Origin of the sequence: Phenylobacterium soli, assembly GCF_003254475.1 — a bacterium.
Lineage (GTDB): Bacteria > Pseudomonadota > Alphaproteobacteria > Caulobacterales > Caulobacteraceae > Phenylobacterium > Phenylobacterium soli.
The window spans coordinates 32,859-54,631 of record NZ_QFYQ01000001.1 but is presented as its reverse complement, the minus strand read 5'-3'; the positions used below and the strand labels follow the sequence as shown (position 1 = coordinate 54,631).

Below are 21,773 nucleotides of genomic sequence, written 5' to 3'. Positions count from 1 at the left end.
CTATGGAACTCCTGCTCATCCGCCACGGCCTTCCCGAGCGCAGCGCCGAATCCTCCGACCCGCCGCTCTCCGCCGAGGGCCGCGACCAGGCCCGGCGCGTGGCGCGCTGGCTGACCGACGAGAAGATCCATGCGGTCTATTCGAGCCCCATGGCGCGCGCGGTGCAGACCGCCGAACCGTTCGCCGCGGCCGCTGGCCACGAGGTGAACCTGCATCCGGGCATCGTCGAGTTCGACCGCGATTCCGGCTCCTACACCCCGCTCGAAGTGCTCAAGCGCGAGGACTACGAGGCCTGGAAGGCCTTCGTGGCGGGCGGCGCCGGGGCCGACATCGCCGGCTTCCAGAAGATGGTGGTGGCCGCGCTCGAGGAGATGATCGAGGCCCACTCAGGCCAGCGGATCGCGGTCTTCTGCCACGGCGGGGTGATCAACGTCTGGACGGCCCATGTGCTCGGCATGGCGCCGCGGCTCTTCTTCGAGCCGGGCTACACCAGCGTGCACCGCTACCTCTGCGCCCGTTCGGGCGAGCGAAACGTGGTGGCGCTGAACGAGCGGGCCCACCTGAGCGCGCGGTTCGCGCCCGCCGATCCGGTCGGGGCTGGAGCCTAGAGGCTCGCCTCGCCGCGGACGTACTTCCAGAGGATGTTGGTGGGACGGATGCCGTAGCGGACCGTCGGCCGGTCCACCACCCCGTGCGGCAGGTCGCGGAGCGCGCGGAAGAACCGCCGGTCCGCCCTCTGGCTTGCACGGTTGAGGCCCGGTTCGGACCAGAGCCCGAAGGCGTCGGCGGCGGCAAGCTTGTCGACCAGCAGGCAGTTGGTGTCGACGAAGCCGCCCTCGGCGGCGAAGCGTCCCTTGTCGAGTCCCACCGAATCCCAGCGATCGACGCTCACGTCGCGGCCCGTCTCCTCGTCGACGAGCATGCGCTGGCTGTAGGCCCAGGCCTTGCCGTTCATCGCCTGGGCGAGGGAGGCGAGGTGGTCGCGTTCCCAGAGGTTGTCGTCATCGAGGTAGGCGACCGCTCGGCTATTGGCGACGTAGCTCAGGATCGAGCGCAGCGCGCCGCCGTCGACCGCCCGATGGACGCCGCCGTGCCGGATCGAGGTGGAGTACGGCAGGGTGAGCACCACGGCCGAGATGTGCGCCGGGCGCTCGGCCAGGGCGGCATAGAGCTCGCCGGTGTTCTGGAAGTTCACGTCCGCGCCGATCACCAGCTGGATGCGGCCCGCTCCCAGCTGGCCGAAGACGCATCGCACTGCTCGGACGATGGACGGCCTCAGGAGCGTCGGCATGATCACCCCGATATCGGCCGGGGTCTGCGGCGGCTGGTCGTCCGGGAAGTAGCAGCCCAGGGACAAGGGCGGCGGCAGAGCCATCAGGCGCTCACCTTGCGGGCGTAGAGCTGGTAGAGCGGCGCGCCGAGCACCTGCAGCTTGCGCTGGAAGATGTTCACGAACGCGTCCACGGCGGGTTTCGGCATGTTGTAGAAGTCCTGCTGACCGCGGGGCTCCATCGACCACAGATAGTCGTCGAAGATCACGATCCCCCCGACCTTGAGCAGCCGGAACGCGAGGACGGCGTCCGTCAGCACGTCGGGCGCCTGGTGCGAGCCGTCGATGTAGATCAGGTCGAAGGCCTCGGACCGTCCCTCGGCCAGGTGGCGGGCGAGGGCCTCGTGCGAGAGCGCCTTCTGCTTGCGGACCGTCACCGGGTGGGCCGCCGCCTCGCAGGCCTTGCGCACGTTGGCGTCGAAGCGCGCCTCCACCGCGCTCATCGCCTCGCGCTCGTGCTCGACGCCGCCGGCCCAGGTGTCGACGCAATAGAGTTCGATCGCCCGCTCCGCCGCGCACTGGTCGATGATGAAGCAGGCCGAGCGGCCCTCATAGGAGCCGATCTCCAGGATCCGGCTCGGCGGAAACTGCTTGAGCAGCGCGCTCCAGACGGGCGCGAACCGGCTGAACCAGTCGGTGGTGAACTCGTACTCGGCGCTCAATGCGATGTCCCCCAACATCCAGCGGTCAGTCCACGCGCTTGATCAGCTCCATGGCCGCAGCCGGCGCGCGGATCTTCCCCTCGTGGATGACGAAGGCGTAGACGTCGCGCGGCGTCTTCGCCGCTTCTTCGGGCGCGATCGCCGGCAGGTCGGCCGGACGGCCGCCCGCAGCATAGGCTTTGAATCGTTCGGCCCACAGGTCCAGTGTTTCGGACGGATAGGCGGTGGGCACATCGTCCGAACCCGTCTGCAGACGGGCGTAAACGATCGGACCGGTGACGTCGGCGATCTCCGGATAGGTTTCGTGCGCCGCCAGGCAGATGGTCACCCCGTGCTTGCGGCAAAGGGCGATGAACTCGGGCGTCGCGAAGCTGTCGTGCCGCGGCTCGACCACATGGACGAGCGGAAGTCCGCCGACCTTGTCGGGCAGCAGCTTCAGGAAGCCCTCGAAGTCGTCCGGATCGAACTTCTTCGTCCCCATGAACTGCCACAGGATCGGCCCCAGCCGGTCGCCGAGCTCGGCGATCCCCTGGTTCAGGAACTTGTCCATGGACTCGCCCATGTCGGCGAGCACCCGGCGATTGGTGCAGAAGCGCGACGCCTTGACCGAGAACTTGAAGCCCTCCGGCGTCGCCTCGCGCCACTTGGCCCAGCTGTCGGGCTTGAAGGTCGAATAGTAGGTGCCGTTGATCTCGATGGCGGTGACGTGCCGGGACGCATACTCCAGCTCCGCCGCCTGCTTCAGGCCGTCCGGATAGAAGACCCCGCGCCAGGGCTCGAAGGTCCAGCCTCCCATGCCCGCCCGGATGCGTCCCGCCCCCGCCATCGGATCACGTTCCCCTGCTATTTCCGCAGCGACCTGGTCTTGTCGCGCTCGGCCTTGAACTCGGCGCCGGCCTTCCACTCCGGCCACTCGCGCGTGGTCGCGAGCCGGTGGCCCAGATCGTAGAGGACCTGCATCTCCTGGACCATGCCGGAGAGGTCCCAGTTGGGATCGTACTCGTCGGCCGGCTGGTGGTACTTGTCCTTGATGTAGGCGTCGGCCGCGGCCTTGCCAGCTTCCCGGCCGCCCTTCGCCATGTCCTCGCCCGCGCCGATCGACATGGCCGGCACGCCGCGCTTGGCGAAGGAGAAGTGGTCCGAGCGGTAGAAGGAGCCGGCCTCGGGGTTAGGGTCGCTCGAGAACGACATACCATGCGACTTGGCGACGGCGATCAGGTCGTCCTGCAGGGTCAGCGGCGCATTGCCTGAGGAGGTCACGTCCTTGGTCCGGCCGAGGACGTTCATGCCGTCCATGTTGATGTCGGCGACCGTCGTGGCCAGCGGATAGAGCGGGTTGGCGGCGTAGTATTCCGAGCCGAGCAGGCCCTTCTCCTCGGCGGTCACCGAAAGAAACACCACCGAGCGGTCGGCCCGCGGCGCCTTGGCGTAGAGCCGCGCCATTTCGATCAGCGCCGCCGTGCCCGAGGCGTTATCCACCGCGCCGTTGTAGATCTTGTCGCCCTTGGCGTCCGGCAGCCCGACGCCGAGGTGATCCCAGTGAGCGGTGTAGATCACCCGCTCGTTGGGATGGGTCTTGCCGGGCAGCACGCCGACCACGTTGTGCGAGACGACCTTCTGGGCCTTGACGCCCATGTCGGTGGACCAGGTGACGCCGTTCAGCGTCACCGGGCGGAAGTCGCGGGTCTGGGCGGCCTTCTTCAGACCGTCGAAATCGAGGCCGGCCGCCTTGAACAGTTGCACCGTCTGGTCGCGCTGGATCCAGCCCTCGAGCGGCACGTGGGCCTTGGCCGGGTCCTTGCGGATGATGTCGAAGATGGCGTTGGTGTTGGAGTTCTTGACCGTCGCCCAGCCGTAGGCGGCCGGCGCCCGCTCGTGGATGACGATCATGCCGAGGGCGCCCTGGCGCGCGGCCTCCTCGTACTTGTAGGTCCAGCGGCCGTAGTAGGTCATCGCCTTGCCGCCGAAGTCGCCTTCGCCCGTCTCGAAGTCGGGGTCGTTGACCAGGACCAGGGCGATCTTTCCGTGCAGGTCGACGCCCTTGTAGTCGTCCCAGTTGCGCTCCGGCGCCTTCACGCCATAGCCGACGAACACCACCGGCGCGTCCTTGATCGAGATGTGCGCCTGGCCGGTCTGGGCGGCGCGCAGCGCCACCTCTTCGCCCTGCTTCCAGCTCAGCGTCTCGGGGCCGGCCTTCACCGTCACCTGCACCGGACCCTCGGTCTCGAACTCGGCCAGCGGCACGTTCTGGTACCAGGAGCGGCCGGACTTGGTCTTGTCGCCGGCCGGCTGCAGCCCGATGGCCTTGTACTGCTGGGCGATGTAGGCGATCGCCTTGGCCTCGCCGGGCGTCGCCGGACCGCGGCCCTCGAAGGCGTCGGACGACAGCACCTTGATGTCCTGGGCCATCGCCTTGGGGTCGATCGATGCCGGGGCGGCCAGGGCGGAGCCGGAAATCAGCGCGGCGGCGGCCGCGAACAGGACAAGCTTTTTCATTCGGCGCTCAGTCAGGGGTGGAAAAGTGCGCCGGACCCTAGAGTGTGACAGCCAAAAGTGAAATGCGGTTTGTGCAGAACGCCGCTCGGCCTTGCCGTCACAGGTTTTGTTCACCGAATTCGGGTAGGTGGTGCGGCTCTTTGGTTTATATCGGCGCGGCAATCTGATCGCAGCATTCGCGTGCTCCTAGGCCGCGCCGTCGGCGTGCGCCGGGTCCGGACCGCTCCTTCGAATGGCGGCGCATCCGGACGGAGCGTCGGCGGCGACTAGTGACGAACGGGGGCTCCCAGCCTAGCCAATCCATGCGTATGCACCGCTCGGCAGTCCTGATCGCGAGCCTTGCGCTCGCCGGCTGCGCCTCGGCGCGCAAGCCCGACGTGCGCCTGCCCGCCACCTTCGAAGCTCCGCAGGCGGCCGCCAGCGCGCCGATCGCCCTTGACCGCTGGTGGACGGTGTTCGGCGACGACCAGTTGAACGGCCTGGTCGACAGCGCGCTCGCCGCCAATCCCGACGCCAAGACCGCCGCCGCCAGGCTCGCCGAGGCGCGGGCCACGGCGACCAGCGGCCTCACCCGCTTCCTGCCCCAAGGCGACGCCGCCGGCTCGGCCAAGCGCACCCACACGGAGCAGCTCTCCGGGACGGCGATCAACATTCCCGGTTTCTCGACCAGCGGCACGAGCGAGAACTACGCGGCCAACCTCAACGTGAGCTGGGAAGTCGATCTCTTCGGCCGGATCTTCGCGGTGAACCGCGCCGCCAAGGGCGACGTGGCCGCCGCCCGCTTCTCCTACGAAGGGACGCGGGCCAGCCTCGCGGCCCAGGTCGCCGACGCCTACTTCCAGGCGCGCGGCCTCGCCATCCAGCTCGCCGACGCCCGCGAGACGGTGCGGATCGAGGAGGAGCTCTACCGCATCGCCTCCAAGAAGGCGCAGGTCGGGCTCACTGCGGGATCGGACGCGGACCGCGTAGCCGGCGACCTCGCCCAGTCGCGCGCCCAGGCCGAGGCCCTCGCCGCCGAGCTCCAGGCCCAGCGCCGCACCCTGCTGATCCTGGCCGGCCGGCCGATCGAGCCCACCGCCAGCGTCAACGTCCCGCCGAACGTCGGCCGCATGCCGCCGGTCCCGGCCAGCGTGCCGAGCGAGCTCCTCGCCCGCCGCCCCGATGTGCGCGAAGCCCAGGCGCGGGTGCAGTCGGCGTCGGGCCGTCTGCTGTTGGCCGACCTCTCCTTCTTCCCGACCTTCACCCTGACGCCCGGCGTCGGCTGGTCGAAGGTGGTGCAGCCGGGATACCGCTCCACGACCGACAGCTGGACGATCGGCGGCAGCGTGAGCCAGCCGATCCTGTCGATCCCGCGGCTGCTGGCCGACCTCAAGGCCCAGAACGCCCGCACCGAACAGGCCGTGCTGGCCTACGAGAAGGCCGTGCAGACCGCCTTCGGCGAGGCCGAGAACGCGCTCGTCCGTCTCGACGCAGACGAGCGGCGGGTCACCGTGCTGGTCGAGGGCGAGCGCCGCGCCGCCCGCGCCTACGAGGCCGCCCGCAAGGGCTATTCGCTCGGGCTCACCGACCTGCAGACCGCCCTTTCGGCCGAGCAGTCCTGGCGGGCCACTCGCGCCCAGCTGACCACCGCCCAGGTGCAGGGCCTGCGGCAGAGCGTGACCACCTTCAAGGCGCTCGGCGGCGGATGGCCGGCCGAGCGCTATGCGACGCAAACGAAGTGAACCACCCATGAGCCGCCGCATCCTCCTCGTCTCCCTCGCCGCCGCCCTGGCGCTGGCCGGCTGCAAGAAGCCGCAGCCCGCCAAGGCCGCGCCCGCCGAGCAGTCGCGCGCCGTCAGCGTCGTGCGCGTCGAGCCGCATGCGATCCAGGGCGCCCTGGCCGCGAGCGGCGACCTGACGCCCCGCGAGGAGGCCGCCGTCCTGCCCGAGGTCACCGGCTACCGCGTGGCCAGCGTGCTCGCCGACGTCGGCCAGTTCGTGAAGAAGGGCCAGGTGCTGGTGCGCCTCGATCCGACCCTCATCGAGGCCCAGATCGCCCAGGCCCAGGCGCAGTACGAGCAGGCGCAGGACCAGGCCAACCGCGTGAAGGGCCTGGACAATCAGGGTGTGCTCTCGCAGGAGCAGATCGAGCAGCGCCGCATCCAGGCGCGCGTCACCGCCGCCCAGCTGCGCGACCTGAAGACCCGCTACGCCAAGATGAACGTCACGGCGCCGGTGTCGGGTCTGATCCTCGAGAAGACCGTGCGCCCGGGCGACCTGTCGGCCGGCGGCGCCACGCCCTGGTTCCGTCTCGCCCGCGATGGCGAGATCGAGCTCCAGGCTCAGCTCTCCGAGGACGATCTCGCCAAGATCCGCCCCGGCCAGGCGGCCCAGGTCAGCCTCCCGAGCGGCGCGGTGGTCAATGGCCAGGTGCGCCTGATCAGCCCGCAGGTGGATCCGCAGACCAAGCTCGGCTTCGTGCGCGTGCGCCTGCCCGTGCGGCCGGACATCCGCTCCGGCGGCTTCGCCCGCGCCGTGTTCAACGACGCCACCGGGACGGCGCCCGCCGTGCCGGACACCGCCGTCAGCTACGACGCCGACGGCGCCAGCGTCATGGTGGTCGGCGACGACAACAAGCTGAAGCGCGTGGCGGTCCAGACGGGCCAGCGCGGCGGCGGCTGGGTGCAGCTCATGAAAGGGCCGCCGGTGGGCACGCGCATCGTGCGCGCTGCGGGCACCCTGTTGCTGGAGGGCGATACGGTGAAGCCGGTCGAGGGCGCTCAGGCCCTTGCGGCGCCGGCCGCCGCGGGTCCGCGCAAATGAGCGATCCCATCCACCAGCCGCGGGTGAGGATCTCCGCCTGGGCGATCCAGAACCCGGTCCCGGTAGCGGTGCTGTTCATCGCCATCGTGCTGGCCGGGCTGGTCTCCTACACCGGCCTGCCGATCAAGCAGTTCCCGAACGTGAACTTCCCCGTCGTGGCGGTCACCGTGACGGAAAACGGCGCCGCGCCGGACCAGATGGAGACCCAGATCACCCGGCCGGTGGAGGACGCCATGGCCGGGATCGCCAACGCGCGGAACATCTATTCGGTCGTCACCCAGGGCGTCTCCACAACCTCGATCGAGTTCGAGCTGGGCGAGGACCTGCAGAAGAAGACCGACGAGGTCCGCTCGCGCATGGACCAGGTGCGCGCCCAGCTGCCCCGTGACATCGACGAGCCGACCGTCCAGCGGGTGGAGATGGAGGATCGCCCGATCCTCACCTACGCCGTGGCCGCGCCGTCGATGAACGTCCAGGATCTCTCCTGGTACGTCGACGACACCGTCGCGCGCACCCTGCAGTCGCTGAAGGGCGTGGCCGGGGTCGGGCGGGTCGGCGGCGTCACCCGCGAGATCAACGTCATCCTCGACCCCGAGCGCATGGCCGCCCGCGGCCTCACCGCGCCGCAGGTCAACAACGCCCTGCGCTCCGTCTCACTCGACGCGCCCGGCGGGCGCCTTCAGGTCGGCGGCCAGGAGCAGACCCTGCGCGTCCTGGGCTCGGTGAAGACGCTCGAGGCGCTGCGCGAGCTGTCGATCCCGCTCGGCGCAAATCGCTACGTGAAGCTGACCGACGTCGCCGACGTGGGCGACGGCTCCAGCGAGGCGCGCGGCTTCGCCCGGCTGAACGGCCGGCCGGTCGTGGGCTTCACCGTCTCCAAGACCAAGGACGCCAGCGACGTCTCCGTCGAGGACTCCGTCAAGGCGGCGCTGGACAAGCTGGCCAAGGCCAATCCGAACGTGAAGTTCACGCCCATCGCCCAGCCGGGCCAGGGCCTGTCCTTCGCCAAGATCTTCTCCTCGGTGGACGAGACCCGCGCCAGCTACCGCGCGACCCTGCACGTCCTGACCGAGGGCATGGTGCTGGCGGCCCTGGTGGTCTTCCTGTTCCTGCGCGACTGGCGGGCGACGATGATCGCGGCCCTGGCCATGCCGGTGTCGCTGATCCCGACCTTCTTCGTGATGAACATGTTCGGCTTCTCGCTGAACGTCGTCACCCTGCTGGCCCTGACGCTGGTCATCGGCATCCTCGTCGACGACGCCATCGTCGAGATCGAGAACATCGAGAAGCGCGTCGCCACCGGCGTGCGGCCGTTCCAGGCGGCCATGGAAGGCGCCGACGCCATCGGCCTCGCGGTGGTGGCGACCACCATGGCCATCGTCGTGGTGTTCACCCCGGTCAGCTTCATGAAGGGCATGGCCGGCCAGTTCTTCCGCGAGTTCGGCCTGACCGTCTCGGTGGCGGTGCTGTTCTCGCTGCTGGTGGCGCGCCTGCTGACGCCGCTGATGGCCGCCTACCTGATGAAGCCGACCGTGCGGCCGCACGAGCGCAAGCCGTTCCAGGGCTTCTATCGCAACGCCCTCGAGTGGGCGCTCGACCACCGCATCGTGGCCGCGATCCTCGGCGGCGTACTGTTCGTCGCCTCGCTGATGCTGGTGCCGCTGCTGCCCACCGGCTTCCAGCCGGCCGGCGACCCGGACTACCTCTATGTGAATATCCAGGGCCCGCCCGGCGCGACCGCGTCCGACATGCAGCGGGTCGCCGAGCGCATCGACGGCGTCTTCGCCGGCGATCCGGACATCACGGGCATCTTCGTCCAGGTAGGCTCCACCTCCGGCCAGGGCTTCGGCCCGGGGTCGGGCGGCGGCGGCAGCGACCTGCGCAAGGGCACGGCCACCATCCTGCTCAAGACCAGCGGGCGGCCGAGCGGCGACAAGATCCGCGCCAAGTACCGCACGGCCCTGCGCCAGATCCCCGACGCCCGCGTCGACTTCCTCGACTTCCAGGGTCAGGCCGGCGTCCAGCAGATCCTGGCGAGCGACAGCCCCGAGGCCCTTCAGCGCGCCTCGCTCGAGCTGCAGCGCGAGATGCGCACCATCCCGATCCTCTCCAACCCGCGGCCGGCCGTGCCGCCGTCAGGGCCCGAAGTGGTGATCCGGCCCAAGCCCGCCGAAGCCGCCCGCCTGGGCGTGTCGGCCGACTCCATCGCCTCCATCGCCCGCGTGGCGACGGTCGGCGACGTCGACGCCAACGTGCCGAAGATGGATCAGGGCGAGCGCCGGATTCCGATCCGGGTGCGCCTGCCCGAGGGCGCGCGCGCCGACCTTGCCCAGATCGGCGCCCTGCGGGTGCCGACCGCCAGCGGCGGGACCACGCGCCTCGACGAGGTGGCCGACGTGACCTTCCAGGCCGGCGCGGCTCAGATCAACCGCCTCAACCGCAAGCGCCAGCTCACCGTCGAGGCCGAGCTCAACGGCTCGACCCTCGGTCAGGCCACCCAGGCCATCCAGAAGCTGCCGATCATGAAGCACCTGCCGGCGGGGGTCAGCGGCGCCGACGTTGGCCAGCAGGAGGCGATGCGCGAGCTCTTCTCCTCGTTCGGCCTCGCCATCTTCGCCGGCGTCTCGATGATCTTCGGCGTGCTGGTGCTGCTGTTCCGCTCGTTCTTCAAGCCGGCGGTGATCCTCTCGGCCCTGCCGCTGGCGGTGGGCGGCGCCTTCCTAGGGCTGCTGCTCTTCCACCTGTCGCTGTCGGTGCCTTCGCTGATCGGTTTCCTGATGCTCCTGGGCCTCGCCGCCAAGAACTCGATCCTGCTCGTCGAGTACGCCATCGAGGGCGAGCGCGCCGGCCTTTCCCAGCGCGAGGCCCTGCTGGAGGCCTGCCGCGAGCGCGCCCGGCCGATCGTCATGACCACCCTGGCCATGGCCGCCGGCATGCTGCCCACGGCCTTCGCGCTCGAGAAGGGCGCGGAGTTCCGCCAGCCCATGGCCGTGGCGGTGATCGGCGGCCTGATCACCTCGACTCTCCTGTCGCTGGTGCTGGTGCCGGTGGTCTACGAGTTCGTCGACGACTTCGAGCAGTGGCTGCGGCCCAAGCTCGGGCGCCTGATCACCCCGCCGGAGGCGCCGGTCCAGGCGGCTCCGGAAGACCGGCTCTAGCGCCCGCCGAGGGGGTGTCCATAGCCGTAGGGCATGGACGCCTCGGCCCTGGATGACAGCGGCTCTTGGCGGCGCCACGCTGCCTCGCCAGGGAGGCGCTCATGTACAGGCTCTATGGTGGGCTCGGCTCGCCGTATTCGCTCAAGATGCGGGCGGTGCTCCGCTATCGACGGATCCCGCACATCTGGCTGGCCGGCAACGGTCCCGACGTCATGGGCCGGCTGTTCTCGCAGCTGAAGGCCCCCGTGATCCCCGTCCTGGAGTTTCCGGACGGTACGGTGATGAACGACTCCACCCCGCTGATTCGCGAGCTGGAAAGGCGCCTACCCGGGGAGCGCACCGTCGTGCCGGAGGACGAGGCCCAGGCCTTCCTCGCCTGGCTCCTGGAGGACATGGCCGACGAGTGGGGGACCAAGGCCATGTTCCACTACCGCTGGTTCCGCGAACGCGACCAGCTGATGCTCGGCCGCTGGCTCGCCTTCGACCGTCTGGCCGGCGCGGGCCGGCAGGCCATCGAACAGGCCGGCGAGGCCTTCCGCGAGCGTCAGGTCGGGCGCATGGCGCTGGTCGGCTGCACCCCGGCCAACGCCCCGCTGATCGAGGCGACGGCCAAGAAGGTCTTCGACCTCCTCGATCCCATGGCGACCGACGAGGGTTACCTGTTCGGCTCGCGGCCCTCCGTGGCCGACTTCGGCTGGTACGGCCAGCTCTCCCAGCTCGCCAGCGATCCGACGCCGCACGAAGTCATGGCCGAGCGCGCGCCGTTCCTGATGCGGTGGCTGGCGAACCTCGACGACGCCAGCGGGGTCGACGGCCGCTGGCGCGATCCGCCGGCCGATCCGAGTGCGGCGGTCATCGGACTCCTCAAGATGGCGGGCGAGATCTACCTGCCGTTCCTGCTGGCCAACGCCGCGGCGGCCCAGGCAGGCGAGGAGACCTTCACCGTGGAGCTTTGGGGCCAGCCCTACAGCCAGGGGACCTTCCGCTACCAGGTGAAGTGCCTGGCCGAGCTGCGCGCCGCCTATGCCGGGCTGTCCGCAGCCGCGCGCAAGAGCCTCGATCCGTTGCTGGAGGACGCCGGCCTGCGCGCGGCGCTGGCAGGCGGCTAGAGCTCGCCCTTGACGATCCGGGCGAAGAGGTCCGGGTCGACGTTGCCGCCCGAGAGCACCAGGCCGACCGTCGAACCGGCCGGCGGCTTGATCTTGCCGGCCAGCAGAGCGGCCAGTCCAACCGAGCCGCCCGGCTCGACCACCAGCTTGAGGGTGGTGAAGGCATAGCGCATCGCCTCGGCGACCTCGGCGTCGGTGACGGCGGCCGCGCCGGCGAGGCTCTGCTTGAGGATCGGGAAGGTGATCTCGCCGGGCGCCGGGCTTTCGAGGGCGTCGCACAGGCAGCGGCCGGGGACCTTCACGCTCACCCGCTCGCCCGCCTCCAGCGACAGGCGCAGGTCCTCGAAGCCGGCCGGCTCGACGCCCCAGATGGACGTCGCCGGGGACAGGGCCTTCATGGCCAGGCAGATCCCGGCCAGCAGCCCGCCGCCGCTCACCGGCGCCAGCGCCACGTCGAGCCCGGCGCCCAGGCCCTTGGCCTGGCGGATCATCTCCAGGCCCACCGTGCCCTGGCCGGCGACGATGTGCGGATCGTCGAAGGCGGGCACGAGCACCGCGCCGCGCTCCCGCGCGATCTCGGCGGCGATCGCTTCGCGGCTCTCCGTCAGGCGGTCGTAGAGGCGCACCTGCGCCCCATAGCCCTTGGTGGCGGCGACCTTGATCGCCGGCGCGTCGGACGGCATGACGATCAGGGCCGGCATGCCCAGCATGCGCGCCGCCAGGGCGACGCCCTGGGCGTGGTTGCCGGACGAGAACGCGACGACGCCGCGCTGACGCTCGTCGGCCGAGAGCTGGACCAGCCGGTTGTACGCGCCCCGGAACTTGAAGGCGCCGATCCGCTGCAGCGTCTCGGGCTTGATCAGCACCCGCGCGCTGATCCGCTCGTTCAGCGCGGGGCTCTCGATCAGCGGGGTGACGACGGCATGGCCGGCGAGCCGGGTCGCGGCCGCCTCGATGTCGGCGAAGCTGACGCTCATTTCGCGAACACCATCGCGTCGTCGGCGAACGCCTTGAACTCGAGCGCATTGCCCGACGGATCGAGGAAGAACATGGTCGCCTGCTCGCCGGGCTGACCCTTGAAGCGGATCTGCGGCTCGATGACGAACTCGACGCCGGCCGCCTTCAGCCGTTCGGCCAGGGCCTCCCACTCGGGCAGGGTCATGATCACCCCGAAGTGGCGGACCGGCACGTCCTCGCCATCGACGGGGTTGGTCGCCCTGTGCCCCGCCTCCTCGGGCGACAGGTGCGCGACGATCTGGTGGCCGCGGAAATCGAAGTCGACCCACTCGTCGCTGGAACGCCCCTCCGGACAGCCGAGCAGGCCGCCGTAGAAGGCGCGCGCCTCGGCGAGGTCGCGGACGGGGAAGGCGAGATGGAAGCGCGGGATGTCCATGACCCTGCGTCATAGATCGACCCTCCGCGGCGCGCGAGGCCCTTCCGCAGAACGCGGGTCACGCTAAGCTTGGCCGCGGGTCGGAGGGCGATTCATGTTCGGCAGGCTGGGAGGCGCCCTTGCGGCGCTCGGGATTGTTGCGCTCGGGACCGTCGGCCTGGGCCGGCCGGCCGGCGCCGCCGAGTTGATCCTCGGCGCCTACGGGCACGACGTCAGCTTCATCGGCAAGGTGGTGGGCTCCGGCTCCGCCAACCGCGAGGGCGGGGCCGACATCGAGCTCGGTGTCCGCTCGGATCGCATCGAGGCGCTACACGTGATCGGCGCGCCCCAGGCGCACGCCCTCCTCTCGCTGAACACCAACAACACCTCGAACTTCGTGGCGGCCGGCCTCTCCTGGCCGATGCGCCTGACCGACCGCTTCTATTTCCGACCGGGGCTGGGCCTCGCCTACACCGACGGCGAGGCGGGCCTGCCGCCGGTCAATGCGCCCGGCCTGACGCCGCAGGAGGTCCAGCGCCGCCTGCACCTCTACCGCACGCGCATCGACTTCGGCTCTCAGGTGCTGTTCGAGCCGGAGCTCAACCTCGGCATGAAGCTCGGCGGTCCGTGGAGCGCCGAGCTCTCCTGGGTGCACATCTCCAACGGTCAGGTGTTCCACCACGGCAAGAACCAGGGGCTTGACGACGCCGGGCTTCGGGTGATTTACGCCCTCGGCGCACGCGGCCGTTGACGGCCGCCGCCTAAAACCGATCTCAAGGCCTCCCGCCGAGCACCTGTCGAAGGGCGTGGGGTTCCAACCGGGCGGGTTGGAGGGTCGTATCCATGGCCAACGTCACCGTGATCGGCGCCCAGTGGGGCGACGAGGGCAAGGGCAAGCTGGTGGACTGGCTGTCCAACCGCGCCGACGTGGTCGTGCGCTTCCAGGGCGGCCACAACGCGGGCCACACCCTCGTGGTCGACGGCAAGGTCTACAAGTTGTCCCTGCTGCCTTCCGGCGTCGTCCAGGGCAAGCTGTCGGTGATCGGCAACGGCGTCGTCGTCGACCCGTGGCACCTCCTCGAGGAGATCGCCAAGATCGGCGACCAGGGCGTGGCGATCACCCCGGACCTGCTGGTGCTGGCCGACAACGCCTGCCTGATCCTGCCGCTGCACAAGGACCTCGACCAGGCCCGCGAGGCCGCCGCCACCAACAAGATCGGCACCACCGGCCGCGGCATCGGTCCGGCCTACGAGGACAAGGTCGGCCGCCGGGCGATCCGCGTCGCCGACCTCGCCGACCGCGAGGCGCTGGAGGCCAAGATCGACCGGCTGCTCGCCCACCACGCGCCGCTGCGCCGCGGGCTCGGCTTGCCCGAGGCCGACGGCGCCTCGCTGCTGGACGCGCTGGAGGAGATCGCGCCCAAGATCCTGCGCTTCGCCCAGCCCGCATGGCTGGCCCTGAACGAGGCCGCCAAGTCCGGCCGCCGCGTCCTGTTCGAGGGCGCCCAGGGCGCGCTGCTCGACGTCGACCACGGCACCTATCCCTATGTGACCTCGTCCAACACCGTCGCCGGTCAGGCCGCGGCCGGCTCGGGACTCGGCGCCAAGGCGACCGGCTATGTGCTGGGCATCGTCAAGGCCTACACCACGCGGGTGGGCGAGGGGCCGTTCCCGACCGAACTGTTCGACGAGATCGGCCGGCGTATCGGCGAGGTCGGCCGCGAGTTCGGCACGGTCACGGGGCGGGCCCGCCGCTGCGGCTGGTTCGACGCGGCCCTGGTCCGCCAGTCGGTGGCGCTGAACGGCATCGCGGGCATCGCCCTGACCAAGCTCGACGTCCTCGACGGCCTGCCGACGCTGAAGATCTGCACCGGCTACAGGCTCGCCGACCGGACGCTCGGCTACCTGCCCGCCGGCCTCAAGGCGCAGCGCGAGCTGACCCCGGTCTACGAAGAGCTGGAGGGCTGGAGCGAGAGCACCCAGGGCGCCCGTTCCTGGAAGGACCTGCCGGCCGCCGCCGTGAAGTACGTCCGCCGGGTCGAGGAGCTGATCGGCGCCCCGGTGGCCCTGCTCTCCACCAGCCCCGAGCGCGACGACACCATCATGATGCGCGATCCGTTCCAGGACTGAGCTCCAGGACCGAGCGTCGCGGGCCGCCGTCTCGTAATTCGCTGTTTACCGACGCACGCCTACGCAAGGCTCGAGGAGCCTCGCCTTTCGTGTTCGACAACGACGCCAAGATCATCGCACGCATGGCGCCCATGCTTCAGCGGGTGCTGATCGCCGATCCGCACACGGCGAACGCGCGCATGGTCGGCGAGCTGATCCGCTCGATGGTCCGCTGCCAGGTCTGGGCCGCGCCCACCACCGACAAGGCGCTGAAGCTCGCCGGCTCGGTCGAGCCCGACATCATCTTCGTCGAGATGTCGGCCGGCGAGATGGACGGCGTGGCCTTCACCCGCAAGCTGCGGCGCAGCCGGCTCTCCTGCCGTCAGGCGCCGGTGATCATGATGTGCGGCGAGGCCACCGCGGCCAAGATCCTGGCGGCCCGCGACTGCGGCGTTCATGAGTTCCTGCGCAAGCCGTTCACGGTGAAGGACCTGGTGCGTCGGCTGGAGGCCGTCACCCTGCGACCGCGCGACTGGGTCGAGGCGGTCGACTACGTCGGTCCCGACCGGCGGCGGTTCAATTCCGGCGACTACAAGGGCCCGCTCAAGCGCCGCTCGGACGCGCCGGCGACGCCGGACGCGGCCCGGGTCAGCCAGGCCTTGAAGATCGTCCGCTCGGCGATAGCCTCGGTGGACAAGGATCCGGCCCAGGCGCTGCGCGCGCTGCAGACCCAGGCCACCGACCTGCAGAAGGCCGGCGTCAAGGCGGGCGACATGAAGCTGACCACGACGGCGGTGGACTTCAACCGCTACCTCGCCGAGGTCGAGAAGGCCGGCGGCTTCGACAAGGCCGAACTGGCGAAGAAGGCCGCGCCGCTGCTCGCCTATCTTCCGAAGGACGGCAGCGGCTCGGCGGCGGCTTAGGCCGAGACCAGGTTCCGCTCGGTGGCGGCCGCCCGCATGGCCTTCTGCAGCTTTTCGAAGGCCCGCACCTCGATCTGACGCACGCGCTCGCGGCTGACGCCGTATTCCGAGGCGAGCTCCTCCAGGGTGGTGGGATCGTCCTTCAGGCGGCGCTCGGTCAGGATGTGCCGCTCACGATCGGTGAGTTCGGCCATCGCCTCCTCGAGCAGGCTCATGCGGATCGAGCGCTCCTCGTTCTCGGCGATGATGTTCTCCTGGCTGGGGGTGTCCTCGTCGACGAGCCAGTCCTGCCACTCGCTCTCGCCGTCGGCGCGCAGCGGCGCGTTCAGCGAGGCGTCGCCGCCGGCCAGCCGGCGGTTCATCGAGATGACTTCCTCGTCCAGCACGCCGAGCTTGGTGGCGATCTGGTGCACCTGGTCGGGGTGCAGGTCGCCTTCCTCCAGGGCGGAGATCTCGCTCTTGGCCTTGCGCAGGTTGAAGAACAGCTTCTTCTGCGCGGCCGTGGTGCCCATCTTCACGAGGCTCCACGAGCGCAGGATGTATTCCTGGATCGAGGCGCGGATCCACCACATGGCGTAGGTGGCCAGGCGGAAGCCCTTGTCCGGGTCGAACTTCTTCACCGCCTGCATCAGGCCGACGTTGCCTTCGGAGATCACCTCCCCGATCGGCAGGCCGTAGCCGCGGTAGCCCATGGCGATCTTGGCCACGAGACGCAGGTGGCTGGTGACGAGCCGGTGGGCGGCTTCGGGATCCTCATGCTCCTGCCAGCGCTTGGCGAGCATGAATTCCTCGTCCTTGGCCAGCATCGGGAACTTGCGGATTTCGGACAGGTACCGGCTGAGGCCGCCTTCAGGCGACATGACGGCGAGCGCGTTGGCGGCCATGGATTATCCCCTCTTCATTTCCCGGACGTTCGGGCCGTCGCGCGCGAGCCCGACTTGGCGCGCACAAGGACCATCCGCCCCCTCCAACCTGTTAGATAGGTACGAGGTTGCGGCAGCGGTAGATCACCGGGGAGGGCGACCCGAAAGTCCGACTGCTGTAGTCGGGATTTTTAAGCCCCGATATGGGCGCCTTCAAGGCAAGCTTTCTCACAAGCACCGTAGCAAAGCTTCACGAACGAGCGCCGCCTTGATGGAAATCAGGGGAATCCGGCCGGGGCCTGTCGGATCGCCGGCGGTCGGTTCGTCCTTGGCTCGATACGCAAGGGAGCGACAACCATGCCCAAGATCGTCAACTGCCTCTGGTTCGACACCCAGGCCGAGGAGGCCGCGAACCTCTACGTCTCGCTGTTCCCCAATTCGAAGATCGGCGGGGTGTCGCGCTATCCCGAGGGCCTGCCGGGCGATCGCGCCGGTCAGGTAATGACCGTCGACTTCGAGCTCGACGGCGTTTCGTTCCTGGGCCTGAACGGCGGCCCGCAGTTCAAGTTCGACGAGGCGATCTCCTTCCAGATCCTGGTCGAGGACCAGAAGGAGCTGGACCACTACTGGGACGGCCTGATCGCCGGCGGCGGCGAGGAGAGCCAGTGCGGCTGGCTGAAGGACCGCTTCGGCGTCTCCTGGCAGGTGGTGCCCAAGCGCATGCCGGAGTGGATGACCAACCCCGAGACCGGCGGCAAGGTCGCCGCCGCCTTCATGCAGATGAAGCGTCTCGACATTCCGACCCTCGAGCGCGCCGCGGCCGGCTAGAGCGCCGCCAGCAGGACGGCGAGCCGCGCCATGTCGGCGGGCAGGGGACTCTCGAAGCGCAGGGTCTCGCCGGTCACCGGATGCCGGAAGCCGAGCAGCGCCGCGTGCAGCGCCTGGCGGCCGAGGCCGGCCTCGACCATCGCTCGGCGCACGGACTCGGCCGGCGGGCCGGAGCCATAGACGGGGTCGCCCAGGCAGGGGCAGCCCTTCGACGCCAGGTGCACGCGGATCTGGTGGGTGCGGCCGGTCTCCAGCCGGCAGGTGAGGCGTGCGGCCAGCGGCTTCGCCTCGGGCCCGAACACCTCGTCGACCAGGTAGTGGGTGACGGCGTGCCGCCCGCCGGTCTTCACGATGGCCATCTTCTTGCGGTCGTTGGTGGAGCGGGCGATGGCCGCCTCGATCGTGCCGCTTCGCGCCGGCGGGGCGCCGCGCACCAGCGCCACATAGGCGCGCTCGATGTCATGGGCGGCGAACAGGGCGGAGAGCCCCTTGTGGGCGGCGTCGGTCTTGGCGGCGACGACGATGCCCGAGGTCTCCTTGTCGATGCGGTGGACGATGCCGGGGCGGGCGACGCCGCCGACGCCCGACAGGCTGTCGCCGCAGTGGTGCAGCAGCGCGTTCACCAGCGTGCCCCGCTCCGAGCCCGGCGCCGGATGCACGGCCATGCCCGCCGGCTTGTCGACGACGATCAGGTGGGCGTCCTCGAACAGCACCGTCAGTGGGATGTCCTCCGCCTGCGGCTCGGCCGGCGCGGGAGGCGGGACCTCGATGCGATAGTCGCCGGGCCCCGCCTTGGCCGAGGCGTCGGCCAGGGCCGCGCCGGCGCGGCTCACCCGGCCGTCGGCGATCAGCGCCTGGATGCGGGCGCGCGACAGCTCGGGCGCGAGGGCGGCGAGCGTCTTGTCCAGCCGCTCGCCCGCCGTCTCGGCGGTGACGGAGACGAGGATCGTCTGGCCGCCGGCCACGGAGGGCTCCGCAGCGTCGTCCTCCTCGGCGATGAGGTCGGCCTCAGAGGCCATGCTTGTCGCTGGCCTCCTCTTCGCGCCCGGCGATGGAGCCGGACTTGAAGAGATATTCCTTCAGCTGGGCGTCGGTCTCGCCGTCGTTTCGGCGGATCCATTCCAGGACCATGGCGGCGTGCTCCAGCTCCTCGCGGGCGTTGTGCAACAGGATGGCCTTCAGCTCGGTGTCTTCGGTGTCGTCGGCGCGCTGACGATACCAGTCCACGGCTTCGAGCTCCTCCATCAGCGAGGTGATCGCATAATGCATCTCGAGCGTCTTGCGGCTGAGTTTTTCGCGGGCGACGTGGAGGACTTCGCTGGACATCGGGTGTCATGCTCCTGTTGCTTGGCTTGGCCTAAGTGAAACGCGCACAGCGGGAGGGCTCCATGAACATCGATCGCCGCAAGGCTCTGGCGCTTCTGTCCTTCGGGGCCGCAGCCCCCGCCGTCGCGCAGGCCCAGAACGCGGGAAGCGTGCGTTTCGACCACGGCGTGGCTTCGGGCGATCCGCTCCAGGACCGGATGATCCTGTGGACCCGCATCACGCCCGAACAGGCGGGCGGGCCCGTCGCCTACCGCTGGCGTCTCGATCCAGTCGATCGCCGGGCCGGCGGCGCCAAGTCCGGCCAGGGCGTCACCGGGCCGGAGCGGGACTACACGGTGAAGGTGGACGTCACGGGCCTCGACGCCGGCCGCGCCTACACCTTCCAGTTCGAGTCCGGCGGCGTGAAGTCGCCGGTCGGCCGCACCCGCACCTTGCCGAAGGGGGCGGTGAAGGACGTCGTCCTGGCCGTGGCGAGCTGCACCCTCTATCCGAACGGCTACTTCAACGCCTACGGCGCGATCGCCGCCCTGCCGCGGGTCGACGCGGTGCTGCACCTCGGCGACTACATCTACGAGTACGGCGGGCCGGGCTCCTACGGGATGACTTCCGCCGTTGCCGGTGAGCGGCCGCACGACCCGCCGCACGAGCTCCTCAGCCTCGACGACTACCGGCGCCGCCACGCCCAGTACAAGGCCGACCCCCAGCTCCAGGCGGCGCACGCCCGCGCGCCCTGGATCGTCGTCTGGGACGACCACGAGACCGCCAACGACTCCTTCAAGGACGGCGCCCAGAACCACCAGCCAGCCACCGAGGGCGACTGGGACAGCCGCAAGGCCCGCGCCATCAAGGCCTATTACGAGTGGATGCCGATCCGCGAACCGAAGGGCGGCGGCTATGCGGTCTATCGCAGCTTCGACTTCGGCGACCTCGCCAGCCTGTTCATGTTCGAGACCCGGCTCACCGCGCGCGACAAGCAGCTGGTCTATGACCGCGACCTGCCCAACTTCGAGGACCCCGCCGCCCTGACCGCCTTCCGCGCCAAGCTCGCCGACCCGGCTCGCCGGATGATGGCCCCGGCCCAGGAGGCGTGGCTCGCCGAGGGCATGGCGGCCTCGGTGAAGTCCGGCCGCACCTGGCAGGTGCTCGGCAACGAGGTGGTCATGGCGCGAGTCGCCAATCCGCCGATCCGCAAGCTGATGGGCGAGGCGGCCTACAGGGCGGCGACGGCGGACATCTCGCCCGGCCGCAAGGGCACGATCGAGCGGATGGACAAGGCCGCGGCCCATGGCCTGCCCTGGGGCCTCGACATGTGGGACGGCTATCCCGCCGACCGGCAGCGGCTCTACGGGATCTTCCGCCAGGCGAAGGCCAACGCCATCGTCGTCTCCGGCGACAGCCATGCCTTCTGGGCCAACGAACTGTGGGACTCCGAGACCGGCGGCCATCGCGTGGCGGTGGAGTTCGGCACGACCGGCATCACCAGCCCCGGCGCCGAGGACGACGTGCCAAGCGTGCCCTGGGGCAGGCTGTTCGCCGAGGCCAACCGGGAGGTCGTGTTCAACGACCAGAAGGCCAAGGGCTTCGTCCTCCTCACCCTGACCAAGACCCAGGCCAAGGGCGAACTGATCGCGGTCTCCTCGATCACCGACAAGAGCTACACGGCCACGGCGCTGAAGACCTTCGTGGTGAAGCCGGGCAAGTCCGGCCCCTCGGCCGTGAAGGAAGCCTAGCGGCGCTCCATCGCCAGGCGGACGCCGAAGCCGAGGAACACCCCGCCGGTGATCCGGTCGAGCCAGCGCACGACGCTGGCCCGCTGCAGGACCCCGGCGATCGGCCGCGTCGCGCCGATCAGCACCGCGAACCAGACGAGGCCCATGGCCACGTGGATGCAGGCGAGGCCGAACATGAACGGCGCCGCCGGCACGTTGGCCGGCACGAACTGGGGCAGGAACGAGACGTAGAAGACCCCGGCCTTGGGATTGAGCAGGTTGTTGAGCGCGCCCTTCCACAGCCAGCCAAGGTCGCTGCGCGGTGCCGCCGCGGCCCCGTCCAGCTCGAAGCGCGTGCGGGGCTTCAGGATGAGGTTGAGGCCCAGCCAGACGAGGTAGGCCGCGCCCGCCCATTTGAGGATTTCGAAGGCCAGCTGCGAGGCGGCCAGCAGGGCGCCCAGCCCCAGGGCTGCGATCGCCCCCCAGCCGAGCGTCCCGATGCAGACGCCGAGGCCGGCCAGGCAGGCCTTCTTCGTTCCTTCGACGGCGGCGGTGCGCAGGACGAGCGCCACGTCGAGGCCGGGGGTGATGGTCAGCAGGCCTGCGGCGACGGAGAAGGCGATCAGGGCGGCGGTGACGGTCATGAGCGCTCCACGAGCCTGCCGTTTTCGATGACGCGGTAGAAGCAGGAGCGCGCGCCGGTATGGCAGGCGCCGCCGTCGCCCTGCGGCCGGACCTTCATCCAGACCGCGTCCTGGTCGCAGTCGATGCGGATCTCCGCGAGCTTCTGCACCTGGCCGCTGGTCGCGCCCTTGTGCCACAGCTCGTTGCGCGAGCGGCTGAAGTAGTGCGCCTCGCCGGTTTCCAGCGTCTTCGCCAGGGCCTCGGCGTTCATCCAGGCGAACATCAGCACCTCGCCGGTGTCGGCGTGGGTGGCGATGGCCGCGATCAGGCCACTGGCGTCGAACTTCGGGGCCAGCACATCCCCGTGCTCCAGGGCGTGCGTGTCGGGCGCGGTGGGGAAGCCGGTCATGGGCCGCATATGGCCTCCATGCGAGCGCACGCGCAAATCCTCCCCTCGAGGGG

General features: G+C 70.0%; 21 protein-coding genes. 10 read left to right on the top strand and 11 right to left on the bottom strand.

What is annotated here, in order from left to right; translation table 11 throughout:
• The first annotated feature begins 2 nt into the window (after positions 1 to 2).
• Positions 3 to 608, top strand: a complete 606-nt coding sequence (locus tag DJ017_RS00290) for a histidine phosphatase family protein (protein WP_111526832.1) — start codon at positions 3 to 5, stop codon at positions 606 to 608.
• On the opposite strand, the gene DJ017_RS00285 is transcribed toward DJ017_RS00290, so the two are convergent.
• Genes DJ017_RS00285 through DJ017_RS00270 form a run of 4 tightly spaced genes read right to left on the bottom strand, consistent with a single transcriptional unit; the run spans position 605 to position 4,488 of the window.
• On the bottom strand, positions 605 to 1,375 hold the full coding sequence (locus DJ017_RS00285) for a glycosyltransferase family 2 protein (RefSeq protein WP_111526831.1): 771 nt from the start codon (positions 1,373 to 1,375) through the stop codon (positions 605 to 607). The two genes, DJ017_RS00290 and DJ017_RS00285, sit on opposite strands and share 4 nt — an antisense overlap.
• Positions 1,375 to 1,992 (bottom strand): class I SAM-dependent methyltransferase, encoded by a 618-nt coding sequence (locus tag DJ017_RS00280; protein WP_226999962.1) that lies wholly within the window; start codon positions 1,990 to 1,992, stop codon positions 1,375 to 1,377. Before DJ017_RS00280 ends, DJ017_RS00285 begins: the two co-directional genes overlap by 1 nt.
• A gap of 25 nt (positions 1,993 to 2,017) precedes the next feature.
• On the bottom strand, positions 2,018 to 2,818 hold the full coding sequence (locus DJ017_RS00275) for a DUF72 domain-containing protein (RefSeq protein WP_111526829.1): 801 nt from the start codon (positions 2,816 to 2,818) through the stop codon (positions 2,018 to 2,020).
• Between the two features lie 17 nt (positions 2,819 to 2,835).
• Positions 2,836 to 4,488 carry a M28 family metallopeptidase gene (locus DJ017_RS00270; RefSeq protein ID WP_111526828.1) on the bottom strand — a complete coding sequence of 551 codons (1,653 nt, stop codon included), beginning with the start codon at positions 4,486 to 4,488 and terminating at the stop codon, positions 2,836 to 2,838.
• Positions 4,489 to 4,790: 302 nt separating this feature from the next.
• Between DJ017_RS00270 and DJ017_RS00265 the strand changes: the two genes are divergently transcribed.
• The 4 genes from DJ017_RS00265 (at position 4,791) to DJ017_RS00250 (ending at position 11,557) form a co-directional block, all read left to right on the top strand.
• The gene (locus DJ017_RS00265) at positions 4,791 to 6,209 is read left to right on the top strand and encodes an efflux transporter outer membrane subunit (protein ID WP_111526827.1); all 1,419 of its coding nucleotides are present in this window, start codon (positions 4,791 to 4,793) and stop codon (positions 6,207 to 6,209) included.
• Between the two features lie 7 nt (positions 6,210 to 6,216).
• Positions 6,217 to 7,290 (top strand): efflux RND transporter periplasmic adaptor subunit, encoded by a 1,074-nt coding sequence (locus DJ017_RS00260; RefSeq protein ID WP_111526826.1) that lies wholly within the window; start codon positions 6,217 to 6,219, stop codon positions 7,288 to 7,290.
• Positions 7,287 to 10,448 (top strand): efflux RND transporter permease subunit, encoded by a 3,162-nt coding sequence (locus DJ017_RS00255; protein ID WP_111526825.1) that lies wholly within the window; start codon positions 7,287 to 7,289, stop codon positions 10,446 to 10,448. The genes DJ017_RS00260 and DJ017_RS00255 overlap by 4 nt, the downstream gene beginning before the upstream one ends.
• A gap of 101 nt (positions 10,449 to 10,549) precedes the next feature.
• Entirely contained in the window at positions 10,550 to 11,557 is a 1,008-nt protein-coding gene (locus DJ017_RS00250) for a glutathione S-transferase N-terminal domain-containing protein (RefSeq protein WP_111526824.1), read from the top strand.
• Here DJ017_RS00250 and DJ017_RS00245 read toward each other — a convergent pair.
• On the bottom strand, positions 11,554 to 12,534 hold the full coding sequence (locus tag DJ017_RS00245) for a threonine ammonia-lyase (RefSeq protein ID WP_111526823.1): 981 nt from the start codon (positions 12,532 to 12,534) through the stop codon (positions 11,554 to 11,556). The two genes, DJ017_RS00250 and DJ017_RS00245, sit on opposite strands and share 4 nt — an antisense overlap.
• A complete protein-coding gene (locus tag DJ017_RS00240; protein ID WP_111526822.1) occupies positions 12,531 to 12,950 on the bottom strand; it encodes a VOC family protein in 420 nt (139 codons plus the stop codon). The genes DJ017_RS00245 and DJ017_RS00240 overlap by 4 nt, the downstream gene beginning before the upstream one ends.
• Before the next feature lie 94 nt (positions 12,951 to 13,044).
• On the opposite strand from DJ017_RS00240, the gene DJ017_RS00235 reads away from it, so the two are divergent.
• The 3 genes from DJ017_RS00235 (at position 13,045) to DJ017_RS00225 (ending at position 15,961) form a co-directional block, all read left to right on the top strand.
• Positions 13,045 to 13,680 (top strand): acyloxyacyl hydrolase, encoded by a 636-nt coding sequence (locus DJ017_RS00235; protein WP_111526821.1) that lies wholly within the window; start codon positions 13,045 to 13,047, stop codon positions 13,678 to 13,680.
• A gap of 92 nt (positions 13,681 to 13,772) precedes the next feature.
• Positions 13,773 to 15,059, top strand: coding sequence for an adenylosuccinate synthase (locus DJ017_RS00230; RefSeq protein WP_111526820.1), 1,287 nt, complete (start codon positions 13,773 to 13,775; stop codon positions 15,057 to 15,059).
• Positions 15,060 to 15,148: 89 nt separating this feature from the next.
• Positions 15,149 to 15,961 carry a response regulator gene (locus tag DJ017_RS00225; RefSeq protein ID WP_226999961.1) on the top strand — a complete coding sequence of 271 codons (813 nt, stop codon included), beginning with the start codon at positions 15,149 to 15,151 and terminating at the stop codon, positions 15,959 to 15,961.
• Here DJ017_RS00225 and rpoH read toward each other — a convergent pair.
• Complete coding sequence (gene rpoH, locus DJ017_RS00220) at positions 15,958 to 16,845, bottom strand: RNA polymerase sigma factor RpoH (protein WP_111526819.1); 888 nt, start codon at positions 16,843 to 16,845, stop codon at positions 15,958 to 15,960. The two genes, DJ017_RS00225 and rpoH, sit on opposite strands and share 4 nt — an antisense overlap.
• A gap of 336 nt (positions 16,846 to 17,181) precedes the next feature.
• Here rpoH and DJ017_RS00215 point away from each other — a divergent pair, with 336 nt between their 5' ends.
• Entirely contained in the window at positions 17,182 to 17,652 is a 471-nt protein-coding gene (locus DJ017_RS00215) for a VOC family protein (RefSeq protein ID WP_111526818.1), read from the top strand.
• Here DJ017_RS00215 and DJ017_RS00210 read toward each other — a convergent pair.
• Together DJ017_RS00210 and DJ017_RS00205 are read right to left on the bottom strand one after the other, a co-directional pair.
• Positions 17,649 to 18,671, bottom strand: coding sequence for an RluA family pseudouridine synthase (locus DJ017_RS00210; RefSeq protein WP_111526817.1), 1,023 nt, complete (start codon positions 18,669 to 18,671; stop codon positions 17,649 to 17,651). The genes DJ017_RS00215 and DJ017_RS00210 overlap by 4 nt on opposite strands.
• Positions 18,661 to 18,978, bottom strand: coding sequence for a ferritin family protein (locus DJ017_RS00205; protein WP_111526816.1), 318 nt, complete (start codon positions 18,976 to 18,978; stop codon positions 18,661 to 18,663). Before DJ017_RS00205 ends, DJ017_RS00210 begins: the two co-directional genes overlap by 11 nt.
• A gap of 62 nt (positions 18,979 to 19,040) precedes the next feature.
• Here DJ017_RS00205 and DJ017_RS00200 point away from each other — a divergent pair, with 62 nt between their 5' ends.
• Positions 19,041 to 20,708, top strand: coding sequence for an alkaline phosphatase D family protein (locus DJ017_RS00200; RefSeq protein WP_111526815.1), 1,668 nt, complete (start codon positions 19,041 to 19,043; stop codon positions 20,706 to 20,708).
• Here DJ017_RS00200 and DJ017_RS00195 read toward each other — a convergent pair.
• Positions 20,705 to 21,331, bottom strand: a complete 627-nt coding sequence (locus DJ017_RS00195) for a LysE family translocator (protein ID WP_111526814.1) — start codon at positions 21,329 to 21,331, stop codon at positions 20,705 to 20,707. The two genes, DJ017_RS00200 and DJ017_RS00195, sit on opposite strands and share 4 nt — an antisense overlap.
• On the bottom strand, positions 21,328 to 21,720 hold the full coding sequence (gene hisI / locus DJ017_RS00190; RefSeq protein ID WP_226999960.1) for a phosphoribosyl-AMP cyclohydrolase: 393 nt from the start codon (positions 21,718 to 21,720) through the stop codon (positions 21,328 to 21,330). Before hisI ends, DJ017_RS00195 begins: the two co-directional genes overlap by 4 nt.
• Between the last annotated feature and the right edge of the window lie 53 nt (positions 21,721 to 21,773).

What these genes read in the sequence shown, in the direction of transcription:
- DJ017_RS00290 (WP_111526832.1), top strand. Translation starts at nt 3, where the DNA reads ATGGAACTCCTGCTCATCCGCCACGGCCTTCCCGAGCGCAGCGCCGAA.
- DJ017_RS00285 (WP_111526831.1), bottom strand. Translation starts at nt 1,375, where the DNA reads ATGGCTCTGCCGCCGCCCTTGTCCCTGGGCTGCTACTTCCCGGACGAC.
- DJ017_RS00275 (WP_111526829.1), bottom strand. Translation starts at nt 2,818, where the DNA reads ATGGCGGGGGCGGGACGCATCCGGGCGGGCATGGGAGGCTGGACCTTC.
- DJ017_RS00270 (WP_111526828.1), bottom strand. Translation starts at nt 4,488, where the DNA reads ATGAAAAAGCTTGTCCTGTTCGCGGCCGCCGCCGCGCTGATTTCCGGC.
- DJ017_RS00265 (WP_111526827.1), top strand. Translation starts at nt 4,791, where the DNA reads ATGCGTATGCACCGCTCGGCAGTCCTGATCGCGAGCCTTGCGCTCGCC.
- DJ017_RS00260 (WP_111526826.1), top strand. Translation starts at nt 6,217, where the DNA reads ATGAGCCGCCGCATCCTCCTCGTCTCCCTCGCCGCCGCCCTGGCGCTG.
- DJ017_RS00255 (WP_111526825.1), top strand. Translation starts at nt 7,287, where the DNA reads ATGAGCGATCCCATCCACCAGCCGCGGGTGAGGATCTCCGCCTGGGCG.
- DJ017_RS00250 (WP_111526824.1), top strand. Translation starts at nt 10,550, where the DNA reads ATGTACAGGCTCTATGGTGGGCTCGGCTCGCCGTATTCGCTCAAGATG.
- DJ017_RS00245 (WP_111526823.1), bottom strand. Translation starts at nt 12,534, where the DNA reads ATGAGCGTCAGCTTCGCCGACATCGAGGCGGCCGCGACCCGGCTCGCC.
- DJ017_RS00240 (WP_111526822.1), bottom strand. Translation starts at nt 12,950, where the DNA reads ATGGACATCCCGCGCTTCCATCTCGCCTTCCCCGTCCGCGACCTCGCC.
- DJ017_RS00235 (WP_111526821.1), top strand. Translation starts at nt 13,045, where the DNA reads ATGTTCGGCAGGCTGGGAGGCGCCCTTGCGGCGCTCGGGATTGTTGCG.
- DJ017_RS00230 (WP_111526820.1), top strand. Translation starts at nt 13,773, where the DNA reads ATGGCCAACGTCACCGTGATCGGCGCCCAGTGGGGCGACGAGGGCAAG.
- rpoH (WP_111526819.1), bottom strand. Translation starts at nt 16,845, where the DNA reads ATGGCCGCCAACGCGCTCGCCGTCATGTCGCCTGAAGGCGGCCTCAGC.
- DJ017_RS00215 (WP_111526818.1), top strand. Translation starts at nt 17,182, where the DNA reads ATGCCCAAGATCGTCAACTGCCTCTGGTTCGACACCCAGGCCGAGGAG.
- DJ017_RS00210 (WP_111526817.1), bottom strand. Translation starts at nt 18,671, where the DNA reads ATGGCCTCTGAGGCCGACCTCATCGCCGAGGAGGACGACGCTGCGGAG.
- DJ017_RS00205 (WP_111526816.1), bottom strand. Translation starts at nt 18,978, where the DNA reads ATGTCCAGCGAAGTCCTCCACGTCGCCCGCGAAAAACTCAGCCGCAAG.
- DJ017_RS00200 (WP_111526815.1), top strand. Translation starts at nt 19,041, where the DNA reads ATGAACATCGATCGCCGCAAGGCTCTGGCGCTTCTGTCCTTCGGGGCC.
- DJ017_RS00195 (WP_111526814.1), bottom strand. Translation starts at nt 21,331, where the DNA reads ATGACCGTCACCGCCGCCCTGATCGCCTTCTCCGTCGCCGCAGGCCTG.
- hisI (WP_226999960.1), bottom strand. Translation starts at nt 21,720, where the DNA reads ATGACCGGCTTCCCCACCGCGCCCGACACGCACGCCCTGGAGCACGGG.